This window comes from Natrinema gari JCM 14663 (assembly GCF_000337175.1).
GTDB classification, from domain to species: Archaea; Halobacteriota; Halobacteria; order Halobacteriales; family Natrialbaceae; genus Natrinema; species Natrinema gari.
Map to the genome: position 1 here is coordinate 23,041 of NZ_AOIJ01000038.1, position 26,441 is coordinate 49,481.

Annotated in this window: 23 protein-coding genes and 2 pseudogenes; 9 read left to right on the top strand and 16 right to left on the bottom strand. The window is 65.5% G+C overall.

The genetic code is table 11. The features are described 5' to 3' along the window. Positions 1-31 precede the first annotated feature (31 nt). The 6 genes from C486_RS04645 (at position 32) to C486_RS04670 (ending at position 6,431) form a co-directional block, all read left to right on the top strand. The gene (locus C486_RS04645) at positions 32-889 is read left to right on the top strand and encodes a polymer-forming cytoskeletal protein (protein WP_008453579.1); all 858 of its coding nucleotides are present in this window, start codon (positions 32-34) and stop codon (positions 887-889) included. A 259-nt stretch (positions 890-1,148) separates the two neighbouring features. Beyond that, the gene (locus C486_RS04650; RefSeq protein WP_008453581.1) at positions 1,149-2,015 is read left to right on the top strand and encodes an electron transfer flavoprotein subunit beta/FixA family protein; all 867 of its coding nucleotides are present in this window, start codon (positions 1,149-1,151) and stop codon (positions 2,013-2,015) included. Position 2,016: 1 nt separating this feature from the next. Next, entirely contained in the window at positions 2,017-3,606 is a 1,590-nt protein-coding gene (locus C486_RS04655) for an electron transfer flavoprotein subunit alpha/FixB family protein (protein ID WP_008453582.1), read from the top strand. Continuing rightward, complete coding sequence (locus tag C486_RS04660) at positions 3,599-5,272, top strand: FAD-dependent monooxygenase (RefSeq protein ID WP_008453583.1); 1,674 nt, start codon at positions 3,599-3,601, stop codon at positions 5,270-5,272. Before C486_RS04655 ends, C486_RS04660 begins: the two co-directional genes overlap by 8 nt. A 1-nt stretch (position 5,273) precedes the next feature. After that, positions 5,274-5,675, top strand: a complete 402-nt coding sequence (locus tag C486_RS04665; protein WP_008453584.1) for a hypothetical protein — start codon at positions 5,274-5,276, stop codon at positions 5,673-5,675. A gap of 174 nt (positions 5,676-5,849) precedes the next feature. Beyond that, positions 5,850-6,431, top strand: a complete 582-nt coding sequence (locus tag C486_RS04670) for a plastocyanin/azurin family copper-binding protein (RefSeq protein WP_008453585.1) — start codon at positions 5,850-5,852, stop codon at positions 6,429-6,431. A 39-nt stretch (positions 6,432-6,470) separates the two neighbouring features. Here the strand turns inward: C486_RS04670 and phoU (C486_RS04675) are convergent, their stop codons facing one another. The 12 genes from phoU (C486_RS04675) to C486_RS04730 form a co-directional block, all read right to left on the bottom strand. Continuing rightward, positions 6,471-7,142 (bottom strand): phosphate signaling complex protein PhoU, encoded by a 672-nt coding sequence (gene phoU, locus C486_RS04675; RefSeq protein ID WP_008453586.1) that lies wholly within the window; start codon positions 7,140-7,142, stop codon positions 6,471-6,473. A gap of 129 nt (positions 7,143-7,271) precedes the next feature. Next, a complete protein-coding gene (locus C486_RS04680; protein WP_049910173.1) occupies positions 7,272-7,763 on the bottom strand; it encodes a metal-dependent hydrolase in 492 nt (163 codons plus the stop codon). Between the two features lie 162 nt (positions 7,764-7,925). After that, positions 7,926-8,795, bottom strand: a complete 870-nt coding sequence (gene pstB / locus C486_RS04685) for a phosphate ABC transporter ATP-binding protein PstB (RefSeq protein WP_049888181.1) — start codon at positions 8,793-8,795, stop codon at positions 7,926-7,928. 2 nt (positions 8,796-8,797) lie between these two features. Further along, positions 8,798-9,685, bottom strand: coding sequence for a phosphate ABC transporter permease PstA (gene pstA, locus C486_RS04690; protein ID WP_008453589.1), 888 nt, complete (start codon positions 9,683-9,685; stop codon positions 8,798-8,800). Continuing rightward, the gene (pstC, locus tag C486_RS04695; RefSeq protein ID WP_008453590.1) at positions 9,685-10,614 is read right to left on the bottom strand and encodes a phosphate ABC transporter permease subunit PstC; all 930 of its coding nucleotides are present in this window, start codon (positions 10,612-10,614) and stop codon (positions 9,685-9,687) included. Before pstC (C486_RS04695) ends, pstA (C486_RS04690) begins: the two co-directional genes overlap by 1 nt. Beyond that, complete coding sequence (locus tag C486_RS04700; protein WP_014863757.1) at positions 10,611-11,585, bottom strand: PstS family phosphate ABC transporter substrate-binding protein; 975 nt, start codon at positions 11,583-11,585, stop codon at positions 10,611-10,613. Before C486_RS04700 ends, pstC (C486_RS04695) begins: the two co-directional genes overlap by 4 nt. A 435-nt stretch (positions 11,586-12,020) precedes the next feature. Beyond that, entirely contained in the window at positions 12,021-13,043 is a 1,023-nt protein-coding gene (locus C486_RS04705; RefSeq protein WP_008453593.1) for a PstS family phosphate ABC transporter substrate-binding protein, read from the bottom strand. 82 nt (positions 13,044-13,125) lie between these two features. Further along, a complete protein-coding gene (gene phoU, locus C486_RS04710) occupies positions 13,126-13,845 on the bottom strand; it encodes a phosphate signaling complex protein PhoU (protein ID WP_008453594.1) in 720 nt (239 codons plus the stop codon). Then, a complete protein-coding gene (gene pstB / locus C486_RS04715; protein WP_008453595.1) occupies positions 13,845-14,777 on the bottom strand; it encodes a phosphate ABC transporter ATP-binding protein PstB in 933 nt (310 codons plus the stop codon). The genes phoU (C486_RS04710) and pstB (C486_RS04715) overlap by 1 nt, the downstream gene beginning before the upstream one ends. Further along, positions 14,774-16,327, bottom strand: coding sequence for a phosphate ABC transporter permease PstA (gene pstA / locus C486_RS04720; protein WP_008453597.1), 1,554 nt, complete (start codon positions 16,325-16,327; stop codon positions 14,774-14,776). The genes pstB (C486_RS04715) and pstA (C486_RS04720) overlap by 4 nt, the downstream gene beginning before the upstream one ends. Next, a complete protein-coding gene (gene pstC / locus C486_RS04725; RefSeq protein WP_008453599.1) occupies positions 16,324-17,400 on the bottom strand; it encodes a phosphate ABC transporter permease subunit PstC in 1,077 nt (358 codons plus the stop codon). Before pstC (C486_RS04725) ends, pstA (C486_RS04720) begins: the two co-directional genes overlap by 4 nt. A 30-nt stretch (positions 17,401-17,430) precedes the next feature. Further along, complete coding sequence (locus C486_RS04730; RefSeq protein WP_008453601.1) at positions 17,431-18,522, bottom strand: PstS family phosphate ABC transporter substrate-binding protein; 1,092 nt, start codon at positions 18,520-18,522, stop codon at positions 17,431-17,433. Positions 18,523-19,042: 520 nt separating this feature from the next. Between C486_RS04730 and C486_RS04735 the strand changes: the two genes are divergently transcribed. The 3 genes from C486_RS04735 (at position 19,043) to C486_RS04745 (ending at position 21,580) form a co-directional block, all read left to right on the top strand. Further along, positions 19,043-20,038, top strand: coding sequence for a phosphate uptake regulator PhoU (locus C486_RS04735; protein WP_008453603.1), 996 nt, complete (start codon positions 19,043-19,045; stop codon positions 20,036-20,038). Between the two features lie 110 nt (positions 20,039-20,148). Further along, a complete protein-coding gene (locus C486_RS04740) occupies positions 20,149-20,811 on the top strand; it encodes a class I SAM-dependent methyltransferase (protein ID WP_008453605.1) in 663 nt (220 codons plus the stop codon). 139 nt (positions 20,812-20,950) lie between these two features. Next, positions 20,951-21,580, top strand: a complete 630-nt coding sequence (locus tag C486_RS04745; protein ID WP_008453607.1) for a phosphoribosyltransferase — start codon at positions 20,951-20,953, stop codon at positions 21,578-21,580. A 36-nt stretch (positions 21,581-21,616) separates the two neighbouring features. On the opposite strand, the pseudogene C486_RS20020 reads toward C486_RS04745, so the two are convergent. The 4 genes and pseudogenes from C486_RS20020 to C486_RS04755 form a co-directional block, all read right to left on the bottom strand. After that, a pseudogene (locus C486_RS20020) lies at positions 21,617-22,000 on the bottom strand (Glu/Leu/Phe/Val dehydrogenase); the annotation flags it as partial. 10 nt (positions 22,001-22,010) lie between these two features. Beyond that, positions 22,011-23,087 (bottom strand): annotated as a pseudogene (gdhB, locus tag C486_RS04750) (glutamate dehydrogenase GdhB); the annotation flags it as partial. A 2-nt stretch (positions 23,088-23,089) separates the two neighbouring features. Beyond that, positions 23,090-23,236, bottom strand: coding sequence for a rubrerythrin-like domain-containing protein (locus C486_RS20825; RefSeq protein WP_008453609.1), 147 nt, complete (start codon positions 23,234-23,236; stop codon positions 23,090-23,092). Between the two features lie 112 nt (positions 23,237-23,348). Beyond that, positions 23,349-26,345 carry a bacterio-opsin activator domain-containing protein gene (locus C486_RS04755; protein ID WP_008453611.1) on the bottom strand — a complete coding sequence of 999 codons (2,997 nt, stop codon included), beginning with the start codon at positions 26,343-26,345 and terminating at the stop codon, positions 23,349-23,351. Between the last annotated feature and the right edge of the window lie 96 nt (positions 26,346-26,441).

Consider the following 26,441-nt stretch of genomic DNA (forward strand, 5'->3'; position numbering starts at 1 on the left):
TTATTAGGCGGTACTCCCTTTGAGCCCGAGTGTGGCCTTCAGCAGGGATCCGCTCGACGAACTCGTCGTCCCCGACGGCACGGAAGCCCAGGAACGCGACCTCGTTACCGACGGGGATGTCCTCGTCGGCGGGCGCTCGAGCGTCGAGTTCGGCGTTCGCGGTCGGAACGTGCTGGCCGGCGAATCGGCCGAGTTCGGCGGCGGGATCGAGGCCGAGGGCGACTGTCGGCTCGACATGTGGTGTGACGTTGCCGAGACCGTCCTGGTCGGCGAGGACGCGTACATCGGCGAACGCGTCCACATCGGCGGCCGACTGAAAGTCGCCGGGGACCTCGACATCGGCGACGACGTCGAGATCGAGGACGGGTTCGAAGCCAACGGCTGGATCGTCATCCGGAACCCGATGCCGACGATCGTCTTCCTGTTCGTTTACCTCAAACACCTCCTCTTGCTCGGCGAGGAAGATGCTGCCCAGCGGCTCGTTTCCGAAATCGTCGACGAGGAGGACGGCGACCCCGACACGGAGCCGCTGGTCATCCCCCGGAACGCGACCGTCGGCGACGACGCCTGGCGCGTCTCGACGCCCGCGACGATCGGCGATGACTGTCGACTCCACGGGAACGTCCGTGCCGAGACGATCGATATCGGTGCGGATTGCAACATCTTCGGGAGTCTCCGGGCGCGCGGCGATGTCTCCGTGGGAGAAACCACCCGTATCCACGGCGACGTGACGACCCGCAACGGCGATGTCGTCATCGACCACGATGCCCGCGTCCTCGGTGACGTCTCCTGTGCGGACCTCGAGCTCGGCCCCGACGCGGAGGTCGACGGCACGATCCGGGCGGACGGCGAGATCACGATGCGGACGACCGAACGCGAGCGCGAGTAACGCGGTTTGATTACGACGCCGACCGACTCTCTCGACACAGCGCCTTGAGCCGCTCGTTTCGTGGCTCTCGAGCCTGCACCGGCTCCGCCGAGAGGCGACGCTGTGACGACGCAGTCGGTATCGTTCTTTCCGAACCGAACACGGCAGTCACGATGACCGTCGCCATGTATCGGCGATTTTGACCCCTATTCTTAATACTGATAATCTGATAGGGGGCGACAGGCATGCTAAATATAGACATACACCCACGGGAGGAGTCATGCGATCAATCGTTCTGACCAAAGGCGTCCCGGACTTCTCCGAGGGGGCCGTCTCGTTCGACGAGGACGGTCATCTGGAGCGGGGGAAGACGCCGACAGTGATGAATCCGAACGACGAGGTCGCGCTGCAGGCCGCGCTCCAAACGACGGTCCGCCACGGTGGCCACGTCAGCGGCATGAGCATGGGGCCGCCAGGGTACGGCGAGGTCCTACAAGAGGCGATGGCGTCGGTCTACACCGACGACAGCTACCTGCTTTCGGACCGTGAACTCGCCGCCTCCGACACGTGGGCGACGGCGATCACGTTGAGCGCCGGCCTCGAGACGTACCAGGAGGAAGTCGCCGACATCGACCTCGTCTTTGCGGGGTTCAAGACGGCGGACGGCGAGACGGGGCAGACCGGCCCGCAGACGTGCTGGGCGATGGAGTGGCCGATCGTCACGCACGTCATCGCCCTCGATATCGACCCGGACGAGCGGACTCTTCGTGCGAAACGACTCGTAGAGGGCGATATCGACGAGGTCGAGACGGTCGAAGCGCCCCTGCCTTGTTTCGTCGTCACCGATCCCGAGTTCGAGCCGACCTATCGGACGGCCTCCCACCGGCTGACGCACAAGCGACTCCGGGCCGAAACCGAGGAGCGCGCGGCGAATCACGACGCCCACCTGACGACGTGGGATCACGCCGATCTGAACCTCGACCCCGACTACATCGGACTCGACGGCTCGCCGACGATCGTCTCGTCGGTCGATCCGATCCCGAAGGCCCCGTCCGAACGCGAGGCGACGATGATCGATCCCGACGAGGACGATATGGGCGACGTACTCGAGGAGATGCATCCCTTCGCCGCGGGGGCGGGTGATTGAAATGACAGCGATCGATCCGGACGACCACACGGTCGACGAACTGACTGCGGCACTCGAGACGATCGACGACGCGGACGAACTGCAGTCGGTGCTCGAGGCGGAGCGGGCCGGTCAGGACCGGGCGACGGCTCGCGAGGCGATCCACCGGAAGCTCGAGGAGATCGCTCCCGCATCGGACGCCGAGAGCGACGCCGTCGAAGGGGACACCGAACCCGAAGGCGAAGACGAGGAGACGAAAGCTGACGTGGACGATGACGCCGAGCGCACGGACGGGGACGACGCCGAAGCCGACGACGCGGAGACCGAGCCGGGCGAGGAAGACGGGGAAGACCCGGGGGAGGACGACGTCCTCTCCCACCCCACCCGTGACAAGCAACACGTCCGGGCGCTCGAGGACGGCGACTACGCGGACATGTGGATCTTCTGTGAGACGCAGGGCGGGGAGTTGCTCGACGTCTCGCGGGAGATGCTGGGCAAAGGCCGTGACCTGATGGATCAGTTCGAGGCGGACTACGGCGATCAGGAGGCGGTCGTCGCGTTCCTGATGGGCGACGACTGCGAGGCCCTCGCCGAGGAGTGCATTGCCTCCGGAGCCGATGTCGCGGTCTATCACGAGGACGAGCGCCTCGAGCGGTTCCTGCACAAACCCTACACCGAGATCGCGGCCCACATGGCTCGGGGAGAGGGGACCGTCGAGAGCACCGACTGGCGCGAGTACGACGAGCCGCGCTATATCCTGTTCCCGGCGACGAACAACGGCCGCGATCTCTCGGCGAAGGTGCAGGCCGAACTCGACTCCGGGCTCGCCTCGGACTGTTCGGACCTGTTCATCGAGGAAAGCGACGTTTCCAACCCGGTCAAGACCGGTGAACCGGGCGTCAAGAAGACCGTCGAGAAGGTGCTGCACATGAAGCGACCCGACTTCTCCGGGTTCGAGTACTCGACGATCCTCTGTCTCGACAACCCGAACCGAGACTTCCACCCGCAGGGGTGTTCGGTCATCCCGGGCAGCTTCGACCCGATGGAGCCGGACGCCGACCGCGACGGGCTGGTCGTCGAACACGACATGGAACTGGCCGACGACTGGTTCCGGGTCGGAATCGCCGAACACGACCGCCTCGAGGCCGGCATCGACCTCACGGGGCACGACGTGATCGTCTGTCTCGGCCGCGGGATCGCCGACGCCCCGACCGAGGGGATGGAACTGGGTCTCGACCTCGTGGACGCGTTCGAGGACGCCGCCCTCGGCATCACGCGGGGGATCGTCACCTCCTCCTATCAGTTCGAGGGGCACGTCGAGGCGTACTCGAAGGAGGAACGACAGATCGGCGAGACCGGCCAGGTCGTCGCGCCGGACGTCTACATCGCCGCCGGCGTCTCCGGCGCGGTCCAGCACAAGGTCGGCATGGACGAGTCGGACACGATCATCGCGATCAACACCGATCCCGACGCCCGTATCAGGGACTTCAGCGATTACTTCATCCACGGGGATCTCTTCGAGGTCCTACCGCGGCTGACCGAGGCGATCGAAGCGGGCGAGACGGCCCTCGAGCCCGAGGCCGTCGCCGACGGGGGTGAGGGCGATGACTGACGACCACGAACACTACGAGGCCGTCGTCGTCGGTTGTGGACCCGGCGGGGCCGCGGCGGCCGCGCGGCTCGCCGATCACGGCGTCGAAACGCTCGTCCTGGAGCGGGGCCCCGAAGCGGGCTCGAAGAACGTCTCCGGCGGATTGGTTTACGCCGAGGAATCCGCGCCGTATACGCTCGACGACCTCTTCGACGGCTTCCGGGAGGCGGCGACCGAACGTCCCGTCACGGACTACTACATCCACAACGTGGCCGGGAACTCGGTCAAGACCTACGACCTGACTGATCTCCACGAGCACGACACTGACTGGTGTGATTCCGTGCTCCGACGTGACATGGACTCCTGGCTCGAGACGCGGGTCCACGAGAAGACGAGCGCGACCGGCGGCGGCGTTCTGACGAACGTGCGGGTGAACGGCTTGCTCCGCGACCACGGCGAGATCGTCGGCGTCACCTGTGACGAACTCGAGCCGATCGAGGCTGACCTGATCGTCGCGGCCGACGGCGTCAACTCCGAACTCGCCCGCGACGCCGGACTGATGGACTGGGCGGAGCCCGAGGAGTGGTTCCAGGGGGTCAAGGCCGTCGTGGACATGGCTCCCGACGCGATCGATGACCGGTTCGACATCGGCCCCGAGGAGGGGGCCGCCCACCTGTTCTCGGGGGACCTCTTCGAAGATGTCCGCGGCGGCGGGTTCCTCTATACCAACGCGGACTCGCTGTCTATCGGGACCGTCTTTCACCTCGACAGTCTCGTCGAGCAATCGGCCGAACCCCACGAACTGCTCGACGCCCTGCTGACCCACCCGCTGCTCGCCGGCTGGTTCAAAAACGAGTATCACGAGCGCGAGTACGCGGCGAAGCTCGTTCCCGACTCGAAGAAGGTCGCCCACCGCCGGCCCTACCGCGACCGCCTCGTCCTCGTCGGCGACGCCGCCGGTCAGATGCAGGCCCAGGGACCGATTATCAAGGGGATGAACCACGCCGTCACCGCCGGCGCGCTCGCGGCCGACGCCTTCGCTATCACCCGCGGCACCGCCGACCCGGCGGCCGCCGGGCGGCGATACACCACACTGCTCGAGGACTCCGGCACGATGGCCAAACTCCGGCCCCGCCGGTACGATCTCGCCCGAACCGTCGGCGAGCGCGACACCGTGACCAACGCCGTCGAGCGAGTGCTCGCGTCGCCGATCGGCTCGCTCGCGGTCGGGAACCCGATCGCGGACCGCCTGCTCCAGCGAGCGTACAACTCGCCGTTTCTGGTATCGATGCTGCCGGATACGAAAACCGGCTACATCTCCCTGCCGACGCTGATCGCCGAGGAACACGGCAAGACCATCCACTGGGAAAGCGACATCGAACCGCCGACGCTCGAGGAGCGCATCGGCGACCTCACCTACGATACTGACGTCGGCAATCCCCACATCGAACTCAGAGACGAGTCGGCCGCGGCCAGCGGCGCGGCGGTCACCGCCTGCCCGGTCAGTGCGCGGGATTTCGGCGGCGGCTGCTACCGCTCGGAGGCGGTCACGACCAACGGGACCGAGGAAACGCTGGTCAGTCTCGACACCCAGCCCTGCGTCGAGTGTGGGACCTGTGCGATCGTCGCCGACACCGAGTGGGAACATCCCCGCGGCGGCAAAGGCGTCGAGTATCGCGAGGGGTAGAATGAGCCGGTACGGCCCTCGCATCGCCGCACTCGCCCGCCGCGCCGAGCGCGAGCGGGCGGCGTTCGACGACCGCGGCCCCGACGATTCGACGGACACGGACCCGGGCTCCGACAACGCCGAGATCTATCTTCGCGAGGGTGCTGGGCCGGCCATCTGGCTCTACGTCGAGGCCCGGACCGGCGGTCGCATGGTCCCGTTCACGCGATCCGAACTCGCCGCACTCGAGGACGCGATGAACCGCTGGCTCGAGTGTTATGCGCGCTGTCACGGCGTGGCCCTTGAGGCCGAGTTTACGGTCCGCGAGGCGGCCGAACTCCTGCTCGAGACGCGCAACGTCGTCGATACGGCCCAGTTGCTGACCCGCGTTCCGGAGCGACATCGGGGGACAACCGCCGACTGACGACCACTCCCTGTTCTCCTGAGCGACGCGACGCCAATCGGAATCCGAACCCGTCGAGAGGCTGCCTCAAACCGCCCCGTACTTGACTCCCACGCAGTAGACGGGTATTCGACTATTCCCGTTGAGCGCAAAGTCAACTCGATGGCACGAGACGATCGGTTATCCCGACGGCGAATGCTTCAGCTGACCGGTGTTGCGGCGTCGACGGCGTTCGTCGCAGGCTGTGGCGGTGGTGGCAACGGCAATGGGAACGGTAACGGCAACGGCGGCGGTAACGGCAACGGCGGCGGCGACGGGTACGAGATCGAACCCGACACGACGATCGAGTTCAGCGGTCAGACCAGCCACTGGGAAGGCCTTGCCCCGTCCGCTATCGAGGGCGAAGAGAACCCGACGCTCATCCTACAGGACGGCGAAAGCTACACGATCGGCTGGACAGAAGGCAACGGGCAGCCACACAACATGGAAATCAGGGACGAAAACGACGAAGTGATCGGCGATCTCTCGACCGAAGTGGTGACCGAGCCGGACGACAGTCAGATGCTCGACATTACGGCGAGCAGCGAGATGTACCAGTACGTCTGTCAGCCCCACGAGGCCCAGATGCGCGGCGATCTGGAGATCGCGAGCGGCACCGGCGGTGGTGGCGGCAACGAGACCGGCGGGAACGAAACCGCCGGCAACGAAACCAGCGGGAACGAGACTAGCGGCAACGAGTCCGACGGGAACGAAAGCGGCAACGAAACGAGCGAGTGAGACCGTTCGGTGTCCGGTGGGGCACCGTCCCCGACTTCCTCAGTAGATGAGTTCGTCGTCGTTCTCGACCATGTACAGGGTCCGCGCGGCGATGTTGACGGTGTGATCGCCGACGCGTTCCAAGTCACGGATCGTCAACAGGAGCCGCGACACGTCCTGTAGAATCTGTTCAACCTCCTCCGTCGAGGCGAGTTCGCGCTCGATGAGGTCTCGGACGACGATCTCGCTGGCCCGTTCGGCGAACTGGTCGAGTTCGTCGTCGCGGGCGGCGAGTTCGCGACAGCTGTCGGTATCCTCGGTGTCGTAGGCGAGCATCGCGTCCTCGAGCATGTCGAGGGTCAACTCGCCCATCTCCTGGACGTCGACATCGGGGAACAGATCCCGCTTGGCGTCCATCGTGTACTCGCCGAGGTTGGTCGCCAGGTCAGCGATCCGCTCGAGGTCGGTGATGATCTTGAACGAGGCGGCGATGAACCGCAGGTCGCTCGCAACCGGCTGCTGCAGCGCGAGCAGGTCGATGCAGTCCTGTTCGAGATCGAGATACATCCGGTTGATCTCGCCGTCACCCTCGATCACTTCGCGGGCGAGAGCTTCGTCTTTCTGCTCGAGGGCGTCCATGCCCATTCGAAGCCGTTCCATGACGACCTCGCTCATGTAGAGGACGTCCTCACGGAGTTCCGTGAGCTTTTCCTGGTAGGATTGTCTGGCCATATTGGTTGCAACCTGCCCATCCGCCATAAAGACTGCGTGCGATACCGCCTCTATCGCCGTCCCCACGGGCCCCGTGCTCGTCGTCTCCGACAGTCCCGATTGGCGGTTCCACCGACGGAGGGCGTTTGGTTATCGGAACCACTCGAGTATCGGCTTCGCCGTATATGACCCGGTTCGGGTCTCGAGGCCGTATTTCCTGCCGAGCAAGCCGCCGAGAATGACGGTTACAGCGACCGCCGATGTCAGCGCGTTCAGGAGTAGCCAATCGAACGAAAGTCCGTACAGCGTTCGATCGAGGGGAGCAAGCAGTCGGACGCCGCCGGATAGGAAATCGAAGCCGACGTGGGAACCGAATCCGATGGCAGCGGGTCGCCACGGGCCGACGGACGAGAGGAGGGCGACCACGACGATCCCACCGAGCAGCGAGTGTGTCAGTCCCCGATGGCTCCACAGAACACCCTCGACGTAGCCGCTGTTGACCAGCGGCCGAAACACGAACGTGTCGCTATCGGGGACGGCGGCGGCGAGCGCCCCGACGAGGTATGGCTCGGGTCGTCCCGGCCGACGGAGAACCAAAATCAGTGCCAGACTGAGCAGGATGTGAACCCCGGTGGCGACCATGGTTTTCGAGACCATGCGATACCCGATAATAAGCGGCATGGTCAGCCAGATACAATTAGTCGCCCGCCAGAGGGTCTCGGTCGGGAGACTCCCACTCCCGCACGGGTGCGACGCGACGATGACTCGGTCGAAACCGCGACCGGACGGCACGCGACGAGCCGGTTATCCGAACTTACCGGTGATGTAGTCCTCGACGCGGTCGTGCTCGGGGTTCTCGAAGATTTTGTCGGTATCGTCGAACTCGACGAGTTCGCCGCCGGTCAGGAAGACCGCTGTCTTATCCGAGATGCGGGCCGCCTGTTGCATGTTGTGGGTGACGATAACGACCGTGTACTCCTCGGCCAAGTCCTCGATCAAGTCCTCGATTTTCGAGGTCGCGACCGGATCCAGCGCCGAGGCCGGTTCGTCCATCAGGATCACGTCCGGGTCCGGCGCGATCGCCCGGGCGATACAGAGGCGTTGTTGTTGCCCACCCGAGAGGTCCAGCCCGCTCGAGTCCAGTTGGTCTTCGACCTCGTCGAGCAGCGCCGCTCGCTCGAGGGCGGTGTGTACTTTCTCGTCGACGTTTTCCTGTTTCCCCTGGACTTTGAGTCCGTAGGCGACGTTGTCGCGGATCGACTTGGGGAACGGGTTCGGCGACTGGAAGACCATCCCGATCTTCCGGCGTAGGGCGACGGGATCGACGTCGTCGTCGTAGACGTTCTTCCCGTCGAAGCACAGTTCGCCCTCGACACGAGCGCTGTCGACGAGATCGTTCATCCGGTTGATACACCGGAGGAACGTGGATTTCCCACAGCCCGACGGGCCGATGACCGCCGTGACCTGCTTTTCGGGAATTTCGATATCCACGTCGGCGAGCGCCCGCTCCTCGCCGTAGTAGACGCTCAGGTCCCGTGCCTCGAGTAGCGTTCGGTCGAACGTCGTTTCCCCGCCGGAATCGGCGGTATCGGCGAGGCCGTCGGTGCCCGGCGTCGGGGCGGTCTGGTCGTCGGTCGGTTCCGTTTCCGAGGAAGTCATCTGTTCGTTAGTCATTGTCAGGTGCGCTGTTGATACCGGTTCCGGATGACGATCGCGATCGAGTTGATCGTAAGCAAGACGACGAGTAGCGTGACGACGCCGGCAGCGACGACGCCGTACTGGAACTCCGTCTGGGGATATGACGCCCAGTTGTAGATCTGGAGCGGCATGGCGCTGACTTTGCTGAAGAAGCTATTGGGCAGCCCGAAGACCGTCGTCGGCGCGGCGATCATGATCAGCGGTGCCGTCTCGCCGATCGCGCGGCCGAGTGCGAGGATCGTCCCGGTCATGATGCCGGGCATCGCGCGGGGCAAGACGACGTTGCGGATCGTCTGCCACTTCGTCGCGCCCATCCCGTACGACGCCTGTCGCTGGGAGTCGGGGACGGCCCGAATCGCCTCCTGTGCGGAGATGATCACGATCGGCAGGATGAGCAAGGCGATGGTAAACGCGGCCGCCAGTACGTTCCCGTAGCCGATGTTGAACAAGCCCACGAACAGGCCCAGCCCCAACAGGCCGTAGACGACCGAGGGGACCCCCGCGAGGTTCGCGATATTAAGCTGGATGAATCGCGTGAGGTAGCCGTCGTTGGCGTACTCCTCGAGGTAGACCGCGGCACCGACGCCGAGCGGGAAGGTGACGAGCGCGATCATCAGCATGATCGCGATCGAGCCGACGAGCGCGGGCAGGAACCCGGCCTCGTAGGGGTTGGGGTGTGGCGGGTTCGTGAGGAACTGCCAGTCGAGCCAGCCGACGGCGTCGACGGCGACGTTCAACAGCAACGCCGCGAGCGACACGATGCCGATCAGCGTCGCCGCGAGCGCGAGCAGGCGGAATACGACGTCTTTCGTCCGACTGACGCGCCCGAAGCCGTCGGCGGGCGTCTCTCCGGTGTCGGCCGCCATCAGCGATACACCTCCCGGTACCGCGACGCGACGAGTTCACTGATCAGGTTCATGACGAAGGTGATGACGAACAGGGTCAGCCCGACCGCGAAGAGACTCTTGTACGCCGGGCCCTGCCCGACGATGTCGCCGGTGCCGATCTGGACCATCGCGGAGGTCATCGGCTGGATCGAATCGAGGAACATCCCCGCCGGATCGGTCAGGTCGATCATCCGAGGCGTCTGGCCCGCGGCGATGGCGACGATCATCGTCTCGCCGATCGCCCGCGAGAGCGCGAGGATAAAGGAGGAGAAGATCCCCGACAGCGCCGCCGGTACGACGACCGACGTCGAGACGGTGAACTTCGTCGCGCCGAGCCCGTAACTGGCCTGGCGCAGCGAGTCCGGGACGGCGCTCATCGCGTCCTCGCTGATCGAGGACACCATCGGGATGATCATGATGCCGACCATGATCGAGGCCGACAGCGCGTTGAACGTCGAGAGATCGACCGGCAGGATCGCGTCGATCGCCGGCGTGACGTAGACCAGCGCGAAGTAGCCGTAGACGACCGTCGGGACGCCGGCGAGTACCTCGAGCGCCGGTTTGAGGTACGCCCGCCGTCGGTCGGAGGCGTACTCGCTGAGATAGATGGCGGTTAGCAGTCCGATCGGGAGCGCGACCATCGCCGACCCGATCGTGATGACCAGCGTCCCCGAGATCAGCGGGAGGACGCCGAAGGCGATCGGCTCGTTCGTCGGACTCCAGCGCGTGCCGGTGAGGAAGTCGACGAGCGAAACCTGCGCGAAGAAGTCGACCGCGTCGACGAGCAGCGTCAGAATGATCGCGACGGTCGTCAGGATCGACAGGAGCGCACACAGCATGAAGAGATAGCGGAACGCGGTGCCCCGCGCCGTGCGGATCCCGTCGTGGGAGAAGTCCGGCTGGCTCATGCCGTCACCTCCTCGATCGTGGTCTCGAGTGTCTCGAGGTTCTCGTCGCGTTTGTCCTCGGCGAGCGGTACATAGCCGACTTCCGAGACCAGGTCCGTCGCGGCCCGCTTCATGTAGAACCGGACGAAGTTACGGACGGCCGCCTTCTCGAGTGACTCCTTGGCGACGTAGATGAACAGGGGTCGCGAGAGGGGCGTGTATTCGCCGTTCATCGCCGTCTCGATCGACGGCTCGACACAGCCGTCGCCGTCGTCGACGGAGATCGCCTTGATCGAGTCCGGGTTCTCGCTGTAGTACGAGAAGCCGAAGTAGCCCATCGCGTACTCCGAGCCTTGTACCCCCTGAACGATCGTTCGGTCGCGCTCGGTCGCGTGGTAATCGCTGCGGTGGTTTGCCTCCTCGCCGATGATGGCCTCGTTGAAGTAGTCGAACGTCCCCGAGGTCGTCGCGGCCCCGTACAGTTCGAACGGTTCGTCGGGCCACTCCTCGTTGATATCGCTCCAGTGGGTCGCACCGTCGGCGCGCCAGATCTCCCGGAGCTGTTCGACGGTGAGACAGTCGACCCAGTCGGCGTTGGGGTTGGCGACGACCGTCAGCGCGTCGGTCGCGACCTGAAACTCTACCGGCGTGACATCGTTGTTCCCGCACTGTTCGATCTCGGCGTCGGCGATCGCCCGACTCGCGTTGTTAATGTCGGTCCGTCCCGCACAGAAGAAGTTCCCGAACCCACCGCCGGTTCCGGTCTTACTCAGCGAGAGGTTGATGGTGGGATTCGCCTCGGAAAACGAGGAAGCGATCGCCTCGGTCACGGGGAAGACGGTACTGCTCCCCGCGATGTTTACGTTGTTGCCCTCAGCGGCGAAAAGGCCGGTGCAACCGGCCAACCCGCCGGAGAGGCCAACACTTGCCGCGGCGAGAAAATCACGCCGACCGAGTCCGGCCGGCAAAGACGCCGTGGAATCTCTCGACATCACCGAATCGAAGTCACAGAGTAGGTAAGTAGACTACTATGATAGCTATATAGAGCTATGTACTGATGCGATCGTCCGATGGGGACCGGCCCAGCACCAGGAGCGGTGTATCGAACGCATACATATGACAATGGTTGTCCCCCACCAACCTAGCGATGCCTGTCGGAAATACAGTTCGCCCGCTATTCGGATGAATACAATATGGCATATATAGACGAGCGGGGCCGAAAACCGATCGAGACATGGCGGGCAGTCACGGGAGGCCAACGGTGTCGACCTCGAGTCGAGAGCCGGACGACCAGGGATGAGTACCGCGCCCGCGGATACGCGATCGGAAAAACAGGACGGCGGCTCCGGCGTTGGCGAGCGTCGGCGAACCGTCGACCCTTGGCTAATCGAATCGCACCACAGCCGACGAATCCGGTACCACAGTGACTAGTCGTCGACGATCGCTTCGAGACGCTCCAGGTTCGTCTCGGACTGGTCGTCGCTCGAGGGGACGTAGCCGATGTCGTCGGCGATCCAGTCGGCGGTGGCGTTCTCGAGATAGAAGCGGACGAACTCGGCGACCGGTTCGCGAGCCAGCGCCTCCTCGGAGGGGTAGATAAACAGCGGTCGAGCCATCGGATACGTGCCGTCGCGGGCCGCCCCGAGGCTCGGTTCGGCACACGAATCGTCGGGGCCGCGTTTGACCCGCAGCGCATCGATACGGTCGGCGTTCCGTGCGTAGTAGGAGTAGCCGAAGTAGCCGATCGCGTACGGGCTCTCCTCGAGGCCCTGCACGATCGTCTCGTCGTCTTCGGTGCTGACGTAGTCGGATCGATGGGGGCCGGCGCTGCTGACGACGGTCTCGGTGAACCAGTCGTAGGTTCCCGACGTCGTATCCGGGCCGTAGCGTTCGAACGGTTCGGCAGGCCAGTCGGGATCGAGGTCGGCCCACGTCTCGGCACCGTTCTCGCTCCAGATCCGGGCCAGTTCGGCGAACGACAGGCAGTCGGCCCACGTGTTTTCCGTACTGATAGCCATCGTGAGCGCGTCGCCCGCGATCTGCAACTCGAGCGGCGTCACGCCGTTTTCACCACAGTGGTCGGTCTCGGCCGACGTGATCGGTCGCGAGGCACCGTTGATGTCGGATTCGCCCGGACAGAAGTGTCCCTCGAACCCGCCGCCGCTGCCGGTCGGTTCCACCCGAACGGTGACGTCGGGATGGGCTGCCATGAACCGATCGGCCATCTCCTTCGAGATCGGATAGACCGTACTCGAGCCGGTGACCGTGACCTCGCCCGAGAGAGTCTCGCCGTCGGTGTCGTCCGACTCGGCCGTTCCCGTCTCGTCGGCCCCGTCGGTATCGTCCCCGAGACAGCCGGCGAGCCCGGTCAGTCCGGTGCCACCGGTCGCCGCGATGAACGTCCGTCGCGATATCCCCCCACGAAACCGTCCGAGCTGCGTAGATCGCATCACCTGAACGAGCCCAAAGCGGACAAAAATAGGATGCTATGTGCCATGTATATCAATCAATAGATATATAGATACGAGAGCGTCAGGCGAGCAGCGACGCGTCGTTCTCGAGTGCGTACAGCGTTCGAGCGGCGACGTTGACCGCGTGATCGCCGACGCGTTCGATGTCGCGGACGATCACGAGGGTTCGCGAGACGTCCGCGAGCAGTGGGCCAACGGAGCGACGGTCGGCCCCGGTTCCGAGCGATCGGTTCCCGACGCTCCCGTCGGCATTGAGGCGTAACTCGATGAGCCGCCGGCCGACGCGCTCGGCCACCGCCTCACAGCGCCGATCAAGTTCTTCGTCGCGGTCGGCGACCCCTCGACAGGCTGTCGGTTCCTCGTCGAAGAACGCCTCGACCGCGGCCTCGAGTTGCTCGAGTGCCAACGCGGCGATCCGCTCGAAGTCTACGTCCGGGAGCGTCGGGTCCGAACCGGTCGTGTCGAGCGTGTACTCGGCCAGATTCGTCGCCAGATCGCCTACCCGCTCGAGGTCGGTGACGATCTTGAACGCGGCGACGACGGTCCGGAGGTCGCCGGCGACGGGCTGGTAGAGCGCCAGCAGGTCGAGACACTCCCGTTCGATCTCGAGATAACAGTCGTTGACGGTTCGGTCCCGCGCGATGACATCGTTTGCGAGGTCCTGATCGCCGGTAAACAGCGCCGAGCAGCCGTCGGCGAGCTGTTCGCGGACGAGATTACCCATCGCGACGACCGTCTCGCGGAGTCGGTCGAGGCGCTGTCGGTAGTCCTCGCGGGTCATCACCCGAACTTGCCGGTGACGTAGTCCTCGACCCGGTCGCTCTCCGGGTTCTCGAATATCTTGTCGGTGTCGTCGTACTCGACGAGCTGGCCACCAGTGAGGAAGACGGCGGTCTGGTCGCTGATCCGCGCGGCCTGTTGCATGTTGTGGGTGACGACCACGACGGTGTACTCCTCGGCGAGCTGTTCGATCAGATCTTCGATCTTGGCGGTCGCGACGGGGTCCAGCGCGCTCGCGGGTTCGTCCATGAGGATTACGTCGGGGTCGACGGCGAGACAGCGCGCGATGCAAAGGCGTTGTTGCTGACCGCCGGAGAGTCCGAGCGCGTTGTCGTCGAGGCGGCCCGATACCTCGTCCCACAGGGCGGCCTGCTCGAGCGAGCGCTCGACGATCTCCCGCTCGACTTCGCGGTCGTCGTTCCCGAGCAAACGACCGAGGAGGCCGACGTTCACGTCGCCGTGCTTGCGCGGTCCGTAGGAGACGTTCTCGCGGATCGACTTCGGAAACGGGTTCGGACTCTGAAAGACCATCCCGACCCGCTTTCGGAGTTGCACCAGGTCGGTGTCTCCCTCGTAGATGTTCTCGCCGTCGACCTCGACGGTCCCCTCGACCCGGGCGCTGTCGATTCGGTCGTTCATCCGGTTGAGACACCGGAGGAACGTCGACTTCCCGCAGCCGCTCGGGCCGATCAGGGCCGTCACGCTCCGCTCGGGGATCTCCATCGAGATGCTGTCGATGGCGTGGTCGTCGCCGTAGTAGACGTCGAGGTCCTCGACCGTGATCGCGGCCTCGTCCTCGAACTCGTAGTCGGTCCACGAGTCGACGAGTCGCTCGTCGGTCTCGACATCGACCGTAAGGCTGTTCGATCGCTGTTCCGTGCTGTCGTTCGATTGCTGTTCCTCGTTGGTCTGTGTCACTGTCTGGTCGCTCATTGGTGTAGCTTCCTCCTGAAGTAGATCCGCGAGGCGATGCCGATGGCGTAGAAGCCAAGCACCACCAGCAGCAGTACGAGGGCGGTCCCCCATCCGAACGCCTCCTCCTGGCCGACGCCGGCGGTGATGACGGCGTACAGCTGGTAGGGGAGCGCGCTCGAGGCCTGTAGCAACGCCTCGTTCTGGACGAACGGCGGCGTCGCGACGAACCGGAACGACCCGAGAATGCTCGGCGCGCGAGCGGGGAACGGCTGACCGCTGGTAACTAGCAGGATGGGCGCCGTCTCCCCGGCGATCCGGCCAACACCGAGGATCACGCCGGTGACGACGCCAGGCATCGCGGCTGGCAGCACGACGCTCCGGATCGTCTGCCACTGATTGACGCCGAGAGCGGCGCTGGCGTCCCGGTATTCGTCGGGGACGCTCTTGATCGACTCACGGCTCGTGATCACGACCAATGGCAGAAGCATAAACCCGAGCACGAACATCCCAGCGAGCAGCGAGTTGCTGTTGCCAAAGCGCGGGACGAGAAACGCGTAGCCAAAAAGGCCGTAGACGATGCTGGGCGTGCTCCAGAGCGCGTTGGTGGTGGTCTCGATGATCGCGGTAAACCGGCCCTGCTCGGCGTATTCGGTGAGGAACACGGCGGCTCCGATCCCGATCGGGACCGCCAGCAACACCGCACCGATCACGAGCCAGATCGTGCCGACGATGGCCGGGAAAATGCCGTTGTACTGCTGGCCCAGCATGACGCCCTTCGTGAGGAACGGGACCGAGATGCCCAGTCCCGGACCGAACTGTGCGCCCTCGAGGAGCTTCGGCAGCCCCTTTTGGACGACGAAGAGTATCAGCAACAGCAGCACGGCGATCATGCCGAAGGCGTTCAGCCCGATCAGCAGGTAGGCGCCGTTCTGGCGGCCCTGACTGCCGAAGCCTTCCGCGACGATAGCGCCGCTCCAGGCGATGAGCAGACTGAGCGCGATCGTCGCGAGCGGTACGACGATCGGCGCGTGGAACGTCGCGTCCAGTGACGGAGGGTTCCAGAACCAGCCAGCGTCGACGGCCCCCGTGACGAGCAGTCCGCCCCAGGCCAGTCCGAGTAGCCCGACGGGGAACGTCGTCCCCAGATCTTCCGGGAGGACGGCGACGCCTGACGTCACGACGAGCCCGACGACGAGCCCCACGAGGACGCTACCGGTCGCGCCGACGCCGAACAAGATCGTTGTCGCCAGCCCGCCGACCGCGAAGCCGACGATGCCGAGCCCGAGGCCGGTGCCGATGCCGGTGTACCGATCGGCCGTCGTCTCGAAGGCACCGACGTACGACGCGATTCCGGAAACGAGCAGCCCGATCCCGGCGAGCAGGAACACCGCGCCGAACAGCGTAAACAGCGATAGTCCCGCCACGGCGGTGTCCGTCCCCGTGCGCTCGAACAGCGTCGTCCAGCCGAGCAGGAACGTCACGATCGAGAGACCGACGACGCCAAGCGCGATGCGGTCGAACAGGTCGACGGCCGGTGCGGCCGTTCGAGTTGCGGTCTGCTCGCTCATGTGTCTCCCTGTAGCTGTATCTGCATGCGACGTTCGATGTACTGCGACGCGATCGACAGCACGGTGACGGTGACGAACAGCACGACACCGGCCGCGAACAGTGCGCTCATGTGCGTACTGCTTGCGACGCCGTACTGGCTCGCGATGAGGCTTGTCAGCGTCTCGGTGTTGCCGAAGACGTCGTACAGCGGCTCCGGCAGGACCTGGGCGTGGCCCAGAATCACCGTCGCCGCCATCGTCTCGCCGATGGCGCGGCCGACGCCGAGCAACACGGCGGCGGAGACGCCCGAGAACGCCGCTGGAAGCGTGATGTTCTTGATCGTCTGCCAGTCAGTCGTCCCCAGCGCGAGCGATCCGCTCTTCATCGACTCGGGGACGCTGGAGATCGCGTCCTCGGCGACGGAGACCACGGTCGGCAGCGCCATCAGCCCGACGACCAGCCCCACGATGACGAGGCTACCCGACGAGGGGAGGTCGAGGTTCTCCATCATGTAGTCGTTCAGGATGGTGAAGCCGATGAAGCCGTAGACGATCGAGGGAATGCCCGCGAGCGTCTCGACAGCGGGCTTGACGATCTCGCGGACGGCGTCGGGCGCGATTTCGCTGATGAACAGCGCACCTGCGACGCCGAGGGGACCGGCAATCAGCATCGCCAGCACCGTTGTGACGAGCGTACCCCACATCATCGGGACGAGCGAGTACACTTCCTCGCCGCGGGTTATCCACATCCGCCCGGATGTCTTGGTGAACATCGCAAGGCCCATCTCCCGTATCGCCGGGAACGCCTCGATGATAAGGTAGACGGTGATCAACGCGAGGATCGCTCCCGTCGCAATCGTCGCGAGGAAGGTCAGTGCTTTCGCTGTCGTCGCCTGATGGTTCCACAGTCCGTACCCGACGGTGAACAGGAACCCGGCGAGGGGCAACGCCGTGAACGGGGACCCGATCAGGAACGCGACGGCCGATCCGAGTAGACACAGCGCTCCCACTGCTCCCAGCGTTACGACGCTGTCGTCGGCCGACTCGACTCCGAGGCGGTCCTTCAATTGTTCGTGTAGTTCTGTCGTTGACATATGATAACAGTGGTTGAACGGCGACGCGCGTTAGTTCGACTGCTCGGGGAGCTTCGAGCGCTGCTCTTCGCGTTCCTCGGGCGGAAGCATGAAGTAGTTGTTCGGCTGGACGAAGTGTCGCTGGCCGAACTCGCTCAGCAGCATGTTGATGAACGCCGCTTCCTTTTCGCTGGTGCCCTCGTAGGTGTAGCAGTGGAGTTCACGGGAGAGCGGGTAGTCCTTCGAGCCGAGGTTCTCGCCGAGCGTGTAGGTCGTCCCATCGAGTTCGAGCGAGATCGCGGGAACGCGGTCCATGTCCACGAACGCGAGCGCCATGTACGCGATAGCATTGTCAGAGTCCGCGACCGTCGTCTGGACCTGCTGGTTCTGTCCCTTTCGGATGTCGACGGACATCTCGGCCTCGGGGTCACCGAGCATGTTGGCGCGGAACGCCGTGTCCGTACCGGAGCCGACCGCGCGGCCGACCGCCTGAATCTCCTTGTCGGGGCCGTTGTAGCTGGAGATCTCGGACCAGTTCGTGATCTCGCCGGTGTAGATCCCGCGAACCTGATCGCCGGTCAGCTTCTCGACGCCGGCGTCCCAGATTTCCCTGCTCACGACGACGGGCTGGCCGTCGCGCGCGACGACGTGGTCGGTGTACTTGTCGAGCTCTCCTTGGCTGGCGTCGGGGAGCTCGTCGGCGACGCTCGAACTGGCGTCACCGATGTCGACCTGCTCGTTGGCGACCTTCTCGATGCCAGTTCCGGAGTGGCTCAGACCGACGTTGACCGAGAACGGCGGCGCGGCGCCGTCCTTGGCCTCGAAGCCGTAGAGTCCTGCCCAGTAGTCAGCGAGGTTCTTGTTGTCGGGGTTGTCGATCTGACCGTAGCCGGGCGCGGTGCCTTCATCGTTGGAGCCCCAGTACTCGCCGTCGTCAGCGGGGTGGTTAGAGTTCCAGTAAGACGCCGCGTCGGACGTGATCGGATAGACCGTCGAGGAGCCGTCCGCGGTCAGCGGTCCGCTGCCACTACTCTCTCCAGTGCTCCCCAGGCAACCGGCTGCTGCTACGGTACCGGTGATACCGGCCGCAGCGATGAATTTCCGTCTCGATACGGCGTCGCGTCCGAACTGGTTGTCTGCCATCACGTGGTTGATTCGTGATGGTATAAAAAAGGGATGCTATGAACCATATATACTGGTCAGTGAACACATATTCCTATATAGTCCTATTTCGACGATAGAAGCGGTGTCGGAACGCGGTATCGTCGGTCGATGCTGCACGCCGGTTCGAACGAGCCAGCGGCGAGTGTCGATGATCTCGTTTCATTTCGATACCCGCGGCATCGGCCTCGGCAGTTACAGCGAGTACTTGTCGTAGGTGCCCGCAGCCGGCGCCCGTCACCGCTGATTCGGTGCCATGAGACGATCTCGCTGCCAGTCTAGACGCTTGTCAACTGGCGGGGGTAGCACCCCTCACTCGGAGATACCCGAACGCCACTGTAACTATATACTTCTATTTCTCCCTCCCGAACTAACAGTGGCAGAACGTATTACTCTATTCGGTGATCGATCCAAAACGCCCTGTAAGCGCTGATCTACCGATGTTCGGACACCACTCTATAGATCCATGTAGATTTATCATTGCGCGGTCGAAAGCCAGTTTATGGAGACGCGCAAGGTCCAGGTAACTGGCGGGTCGACCTACACCGTGTCGCTCCCGAAGACGTGGGCGACCGACAACGACGTCAGCGCCGGAACGACCGTCGAGTTCTATCCCGAGGACGACGCGCTCTTGTTGACGCCCAAGAGTGACACCGAACGCCAAGAGGGGAGCCTCGACATCTCGAGTCTCGAGGGCGAGCGCCTGACTCGAGCCGTGATGACGATGTACGTCAGCGGCTTCGATCTGATTCGACTCGAGGCGGGCCGGATCACGACGGATCAACGGCGGGCGATCCGCGATGCAACGCAGGGATTGGTCGGTGTCGAGGTGCTCGAGGAGACGACCGACAGCGTGGTCATTCAGGATCTGCTCGACTCCTCGGAGCTGTCGATCGTCAACGCCGTCACCCGCATGCGCCTGATCGCCCAGTCGATGCTCGAGGACGCCGTCCGGGCGCTGATCGAGAACGACGACGATATCGCCCACGACGTGATCGAGCGCGACGACGATGTCGACCGGCTCTGGCTGGTCGTCTCGCGGATCTTCCGCGCGACGCTGCGCTCGCCGCGCGCCGCCGAGGAACTCGGCGTCCCCCGGGAGGACTGTTTCGACTACCACTCGAGCGCCCGCCAACTCGAGCGCGTTGCCGACCACGCCGCCAAGATCAGCAACATCGCGCTCAAACTCGACGCGATCCCGGAGCCCGTCGCCAGAGGGCTCGAGGAACTACAAGTCGATGCTTCGACGGTCCTCGAGAAGTCGATGGACGCGCTGTTTGCCGACGAGACCGCGGAGGCGAACCGTCTCGGGCACGACGCCCGCGAGGCCGTCCTCGAGATCGACGAACACACCCGGCAGATCGACGACATGCTCCGGGACCTCGAGCCGGTTCAGGCCCAGTCGCTGGGGTTGATCGTCGACTCGCTGTCCCGAAGCGCCGACTACGGCGGGAACATCGCCGAAACGGCGCTGCAGAAGGCCGCACCCCGGCCCTGAGACCGCTCGGCTCGACGATCGGGACCGTCCCGACGTCGCGTGTCGGGTGCTCGAGCGTTGACGGGGAAACGGGTTTCACACGGGTCACCGTCAGTTGGGTTGGTGACACGATGGCAGACAGTACCCCACGGTGTGGCGCGGGCGAGCGGACGATCTCCCACCCCGCGTTCGCCGCGCTGTACGATCGGCTCGTGCCGGATCGGTTTCTGATCGGCCCCCACCGCGAGTATCTCGCGGCCGACCTCTCCGGACGCGCTCTCGAGATCGGTGCGGGAACCGGCGCGATGATACCTTACGCGGCCGACGCCGGCGACGACCTCGAGTACCACGCGATCGAACCGGATCCACACATGCGACGCCGGGCCGCCCGCGAGGCGGCGGGAACCGACCTCCAGCTCTCTCTCAGGGACGCTCGCGCTGAGTCGTTGCCCTACGTCGACGACGCCTTCGAGGCCGTGCTCTCAAGTCTGGTCTTCTGTACCATCGGTGACCCCGACGCGGCGCTCGAGGAGGTCGCCCGCGTTCTGACACCCGGCGGCGAACTGCGATTCCTCGAGCACGTCCGCAACGACGGCTGGCACGCGCGGGCACAAGAGCGACTGAATCCGATCTGGGAACGCGCCGCGGGCGGGTGCCAGTTGACCCGCGAGACGGTCGAGCGGTTCGTCGGACACGACGCGTTCGATGTCCTCGAGATGGAGCGGGTCGACGCCGGGGTGTTTCCGGTGACGCCGATCGTTCGCGGGCGGCTTCGACGCCGGCGGGACCCGTAAGGTTCGCAGCGGTCGGCGGGGCCGCGTTCCGGGCCCACTGTGCAGTTGTTGGGCGGGCGTGTTCCGGGTCGGACCGTATCCGCCCGGCGTGTGCGACGCAAACACATAGTGTCCCGCCGTCGTACGCTCGGACGGAACCATGTTCGATGACAGAACCGACGCGGGCGACCGCCTCGCAGCGGAACTCGAGTCCCGCGACCTCGTGGTCGATGTCGTCCTCGGGATTCCCCGCGGAGCCCTGCCCGTCGCGCGGCCCGTCGCCGACGCGCTCGACGCCGACCTCGACGTCGTCGTCGCGCGCAAGATGGGGGCACCGCAGAACCCGGAGCTAGCACTCGGCGCGGTCGCCAGCGACGGCAGCGTCTGGTACAACGACGACCTGATCGATCGGCTGGACCCCTCCGAGGAGTACCTCGCGGAGGTCCGGGCGGCGGAAGCCGAGAACGCGCGTGAGAAGGCGGACCGCTACCGCGAATCGGGCGGCGTGCCGGACCGTCGAGGCGAGCGAGTCCTGCTCGTCGACGACGGCGTCGCGACCGGCGCGACCGCGACGGCCTGCCTCCGCCAGGTCCGGGGGGCCGAAGCCGACTGGGTCGGTCTGGCCGTGCCAGTGGGCTCACCGCGGGCGATCGACGCCCTCGAGCGGGAGGCCGACGCGGTGATCGCCCTGCAGACGCCCGCGGACTTCCGTGCCGTCGGCCAGTTCTACCGGACCTTCGACCAGGTGAGCGACGAGGAGGCCCTCGAGTACCTCGACCGAGACCCCTGAGTCGTGTCTTCGCCGGCCCCGGGAGCCGACGCACCCTTACGGCCAGAGCCCGCGCGTCTCGTGGGAGTCACCGATGCGGTCGAGCGCGACCGCGTACGCGGCGTCGCGCCACGTCACGTTCCGGCGTTCGACGTCGTCCTTGAGCGCGTTCCAGGCCGTCTTCATCTCGGCTTCGAGTTCCTCGTTGACCCGCTCTTTGGACCACTGGCGGCGATTGATGTCCTGGAGCCACTCGAAGTAGGAGACGGTGACGCCGCCCGCGTTCGCGAGGATGTCCGGAATCACGTGCACGCCACGTTCCTCGAGAATGGTGTCGGCGGCGAAGGTCGTCGGGCCGTTCGCGCCCTCGACGACGATGTCGGCGGCGATCGCGTCGGCGTTGTCCGCAGTAATGACGTTACCGACGGCCGCGGGAACGAGNTATAAGAGACAGGTCCGGGATCACGTGCACGCCACGTTCCTCGAGAATGGTGTCAGCGGCGAAGGTTGTTGGGCCGTTCGCGCCCTCGACGACGATGTCGGCGGCGATCGCGTCGGCGTTGTCCGCAGTAATGACGTTACCGACGGCCGCGGGAACGAGAACGTCGACATCGAGTTCGAGGAGGTCGCTATTCGAGAGGCGGGACACGTCGTCGCCCGCGTCGAGTTCGGTCGCGAACCGCGTGACCGCTTCGGGCTCCTCGTCGTGGGAGGGGATCGCCGAGACGTCGATCCCGTCGGGATCGTAGACCCCGCCGTTGACGTCGCTGACCGCCACGATCGTCGCGCCCCACTCCTCGAGCAGGCGGGCAGCGTTCGCGCCGACGCTTCCGAAGCCCTGGACAGCGACGGTCGTCTCGGCGAGCGGGTAGTCGTAGTAGTCACAGGACTCCCGGGTAACGATGGCGACGCTCCGGCCCGGCGCTTCCTCGCGGCCGTAGGAGCCGCCGATGACCGGCGGCTTGCCCGTGACGACGCCGGGGATCGTCTCCCCCTCCTGCATGCTGTAGGCGTCCATCAGCCAGGCCATCGTCTGCGGATCGGTCCCCATGTCGGGGGCCGGGATGTCCGTGTTCGGTCCGATCACGTCGCGGATCTCCTGTGCGAACCGCCGCGTGAGCCGTTCGGTCTCGTCGTCGCTCAACGACTTCGGATCGACGACGACCCCGCCTTTCGCGCCGCCGAAGGGGAGGTCCATCACCGCGCACTTCCAGGTCATCCACATCGAGAGGCCGACGCACTCGTCGCGGGTCACGTCGGGATGGTATCTGAGCCCGCCCTTGTAGGGCCCGCGGACGCTGTCGTGCTGGGCCCTGTAGCCGGTAAAGACCTCCACGCTGCCGTCGTCGCGCTCGAGGGGCACCGTCACCTCGTGGACCGCCCTCGGGTGCGAGAGGCGTTCGATGACGGCGTCGTCGACGTCTAGCTGTGCGGCGACGCGGTCGAGCTGTCGCCGCGCGGTCTCGAGTGCGGTCTCCGACGCGGCCGTCGCTTCCCGTGTCGTCGTCGAACGGTGCTGAGAGGCCATGATTATTCGATCGGTGTGCGTCGATTCCGCATCTCGGCACCGCAGTCGGGACAGGCGTCCGGCGCTGTCGCACGGACGACGGTTCCACAATCGAAGCATTCGTAGGTCGATTCCGTCTGCGGATCGCGTTCCGCGTCTTTCTGGTTCATTGGAGAGACAGCGAGCGGTCGTGCTCGCAGTGATTGCGCACTTAGGAATACTAGGGATATTAGGATGAGCCTATCCGTCAGATAACTAGCGGCACCGAGAACGTCCCGTTCATTATTCAACCCCTGTCGACGCCGTTGCCGGGACGCCGATCTCGTCGAACACGACATCGAAGAGCGTCCGCTGGACGGTCCGGATATGGCGGTAGAACGCAGCCGGCGAAATATCGAGCGTCTCGGCGATGTCTTCCCCCGAATTCTCGCGCGGTGACTCGAAGTAGCCGCCGTAGTACGCGAGCTGAACCACCTCGAACTGGCGGTCGGTCAGTCGTTCGCGCAGTTCCGACCGGAAGTCCCGTGGTGCCGTCCGCTCGACGGTCCGTTTGGAGCGCAGTTCGACATCGGAAAACGCCGTCGAGACGAGATCGGCGCTCCCTCTCGCGTCGGCGGATCGCGGCACGTCGACGACGATCCGAGTGCTCGAGGCGGTCGCTTCGATGCTCCGCACCACCACTCCGTGATCCGCGAATTGTTGGGCGAGGACTGGCCGCGAGAGGTCCAAGCGGACCGTCCCGCCGAGGTCGTCACCGTCGCTAGCGTCGTCGGCCGCCCCGTCGACGCTCCCCTGGCTGGCTCCGCCGGTGCTGACGACCTGTGCGCGCTCGACGCCGACGAGTGCGTCGGCCGCGGTCACGACGGCGTCCGGCGACGCACCCTCGACAGTCGCGAACACCGTCGTCCCGTGCTTGTGGTGGCGAATGCCGCCGTCGAAGGAGAGCACGCAGTCGACCCGGCGGGCGAGTCGGGCGAAGACGAGCGAGTCGTCGGCCACGTCGAACTCGAGTCGTGTCCGTGCGTCGGCGACCAGTGCGCGTTTGCGCTCGACGGCGGCGATCGCCGAGGCGATCGTCTCCCCGAGTTCCGCGAGGACGGCACGGAGCATGTCGTCGACCGCGTCCGGCCGATCGGTGTAGACGGTCAATGCCCCGTACGAAAACTCGTCGTAGGCCAGCGGGACGCTCACCGCGGACTGGTACTCCCGGGCGAGCGCCGCCGATCGCCACGGCTCGTCGCGGAGTCCGTCGGCGACGTTCGGGACGACGGTCACCGATCGGTCCGTCGCCGTCCTGACGGCAGGTTCGCTCGCGTCGGTGAGCGAGAGCGAGACGGCGTCGAGATACGCCGCCCCCTCCGCCGAGCCACCGTGAGCGCGCGACTCGAGGCGGTCGCCGCCGACGTCGGCTCGACCGATCCACGCGAACGAGAACCGGTCGGCGGCCGTGAGTCGATCGCAGACGGCGCGGTCGATCTCCTCGCGGGTCTCCGCGCGAACCAGCGCCTGATCGAGGTCCCTGATGATCTCGTTGACGTCGTTGAGGCGAGTGAGTTGCCGATTCCGGCGCTCGAGCTCCCGATCTCGTTCGCGAAGCGTCCGCTCACGCTCGACCCGATCGAGTGCGGCTTCGGCGGTCGCCGCTAACAGGTCGGTCAGTTCTCGAGACACGTCGTCGAACGCGTCCGCCTCCGTCGAGCCGGCGACGAAGACACCGTGATCGCCGAGCGGGACGTACGCGGCGCTTCGCAGGTCCGTCCCGGGATTCGAGAGGAGCGGGGAGTCGTGGACATCGACGAAGAACCGGCGCTCGCCGTCGACGAAGACGTGTCCCGGGATGCTGTCGGTCGCCGCACGGTGGTCGCGGGTCGGACCGTGTAAGCGCTCCATTCCCGAGGAGGATGCGGCGGGTTGTAACACGTTTTCGTCCGTCTCGAACAGGTACACGGCACTCGCCTCGCAGTCGAGGATGTCCATCGCGTCGTCGACGGCGAGGGCGGCGATCTCGCGATCGGTTTCGGCGTACAGCAACTCGCGAGCGGTTCGGTGGAGCGCCGTCAGCGCCTCCTCGCGGCGCTTTCGCTTCGTCACGTCCCGACAGCTGTAGAGGGTCGTCCCGCCCTGAATCGAGACCTCGCGGACGTTGACCAGCAGCGTGTGCTCACGACCCGCCCGATCGGTCGTCGTACATTCGATGTTCGTGAGCACGCCCTCCCGCTCGAGGGCCTCACGGTCGAAGAGATCGGGTCCGAGCAACTCGTCGATCGTCCCGAGTTCGTGGATCTCGTCGTCCGAGTAGCCGAAAATGAAGTGAACGTTCGGACAGACGTAGGTGAACGCGCCGTCGTCGTCGGTGATGAGGACGGTATCCGTCATGTTGTTGAGTGTCACCCGGTGGAGTTCCTCGGACTCGCGTAACTCCCGCTCGAGGCGGGCGCGGTCGGTGATGTCGGTCGCCCGCGCGAGCAGCGAGACGACATCGCCGGACTCGTCCCGGATCGGCCGGACGGTTACCTCGAACGTGTGGGTCTCGGTCGCGTCTGCATCCTCGCTCGACGGGGCGGTCACGTCCGGATCGGCGGACCCAGCGCCGTCGGCGCGGACCCGCGTCAGTTCGCGGTGTGCGACCTCGCCGGCCGCCGCCCGTTCGATCGCGTCCCCGATCGCGGCACCCCCGTCGGCGGTACACCGCCACCAGGGCAGGTCCCGTAACGGCCGGCCATGAACGTCGCTCGCGGCCGCGTCGATCGCCTCGAGCGCGGACTCGCTGGTCCGTCGAACGGTGCCGTCCGTCTCGAGCACCCACGAGTAGGTCTCGGGGGCCTCGAAGATCGCGTCGAACCGCCGCGCGCGCTCCCGTCGGCGGCGTCGCTCGCGGCCCGTCGATAGCGCCCGCTCGATCGCCGCGCGGCAGTCCGCGATCGACTCAGCGCCGGAGTCGTCGCACGGCACGTACGCCGTGACATCCGCGGCGATCGCCGCGCTGGCGAGCGACTCGTCACCGTCGACCGGGGCGAGCACGACCGGGAGATCCGGCTCGCGCTCGCGAACCGTCTCGAGAAGGTCGAGCCCGGTCATCGTTGCCGCCGGCAGGGAATGGGCAGTCAGGAGACAGTCGACGGGGTGGTGCTCGAGGTGCTCGAGCGCAGCGGCCGCGGTCGAGACTGCGGTCACGTCGCGCGTCTCGGCCGCCAGCGCGTCCGGCAGGCCGGCGGCTCTCCGATCGGGCGGTGCGACGACGAGGAGCCGGGCGTCGTCGAGCGGGCGTGCGGAAGCCATTCGTCCCCGATAGGACCGCCTGCGGATAGAACCCATCGGTCCGGTCGCGCTCGAGCGGTACTGCGTGTCCGCGATGACGAGCAGTCGCGGTATCGT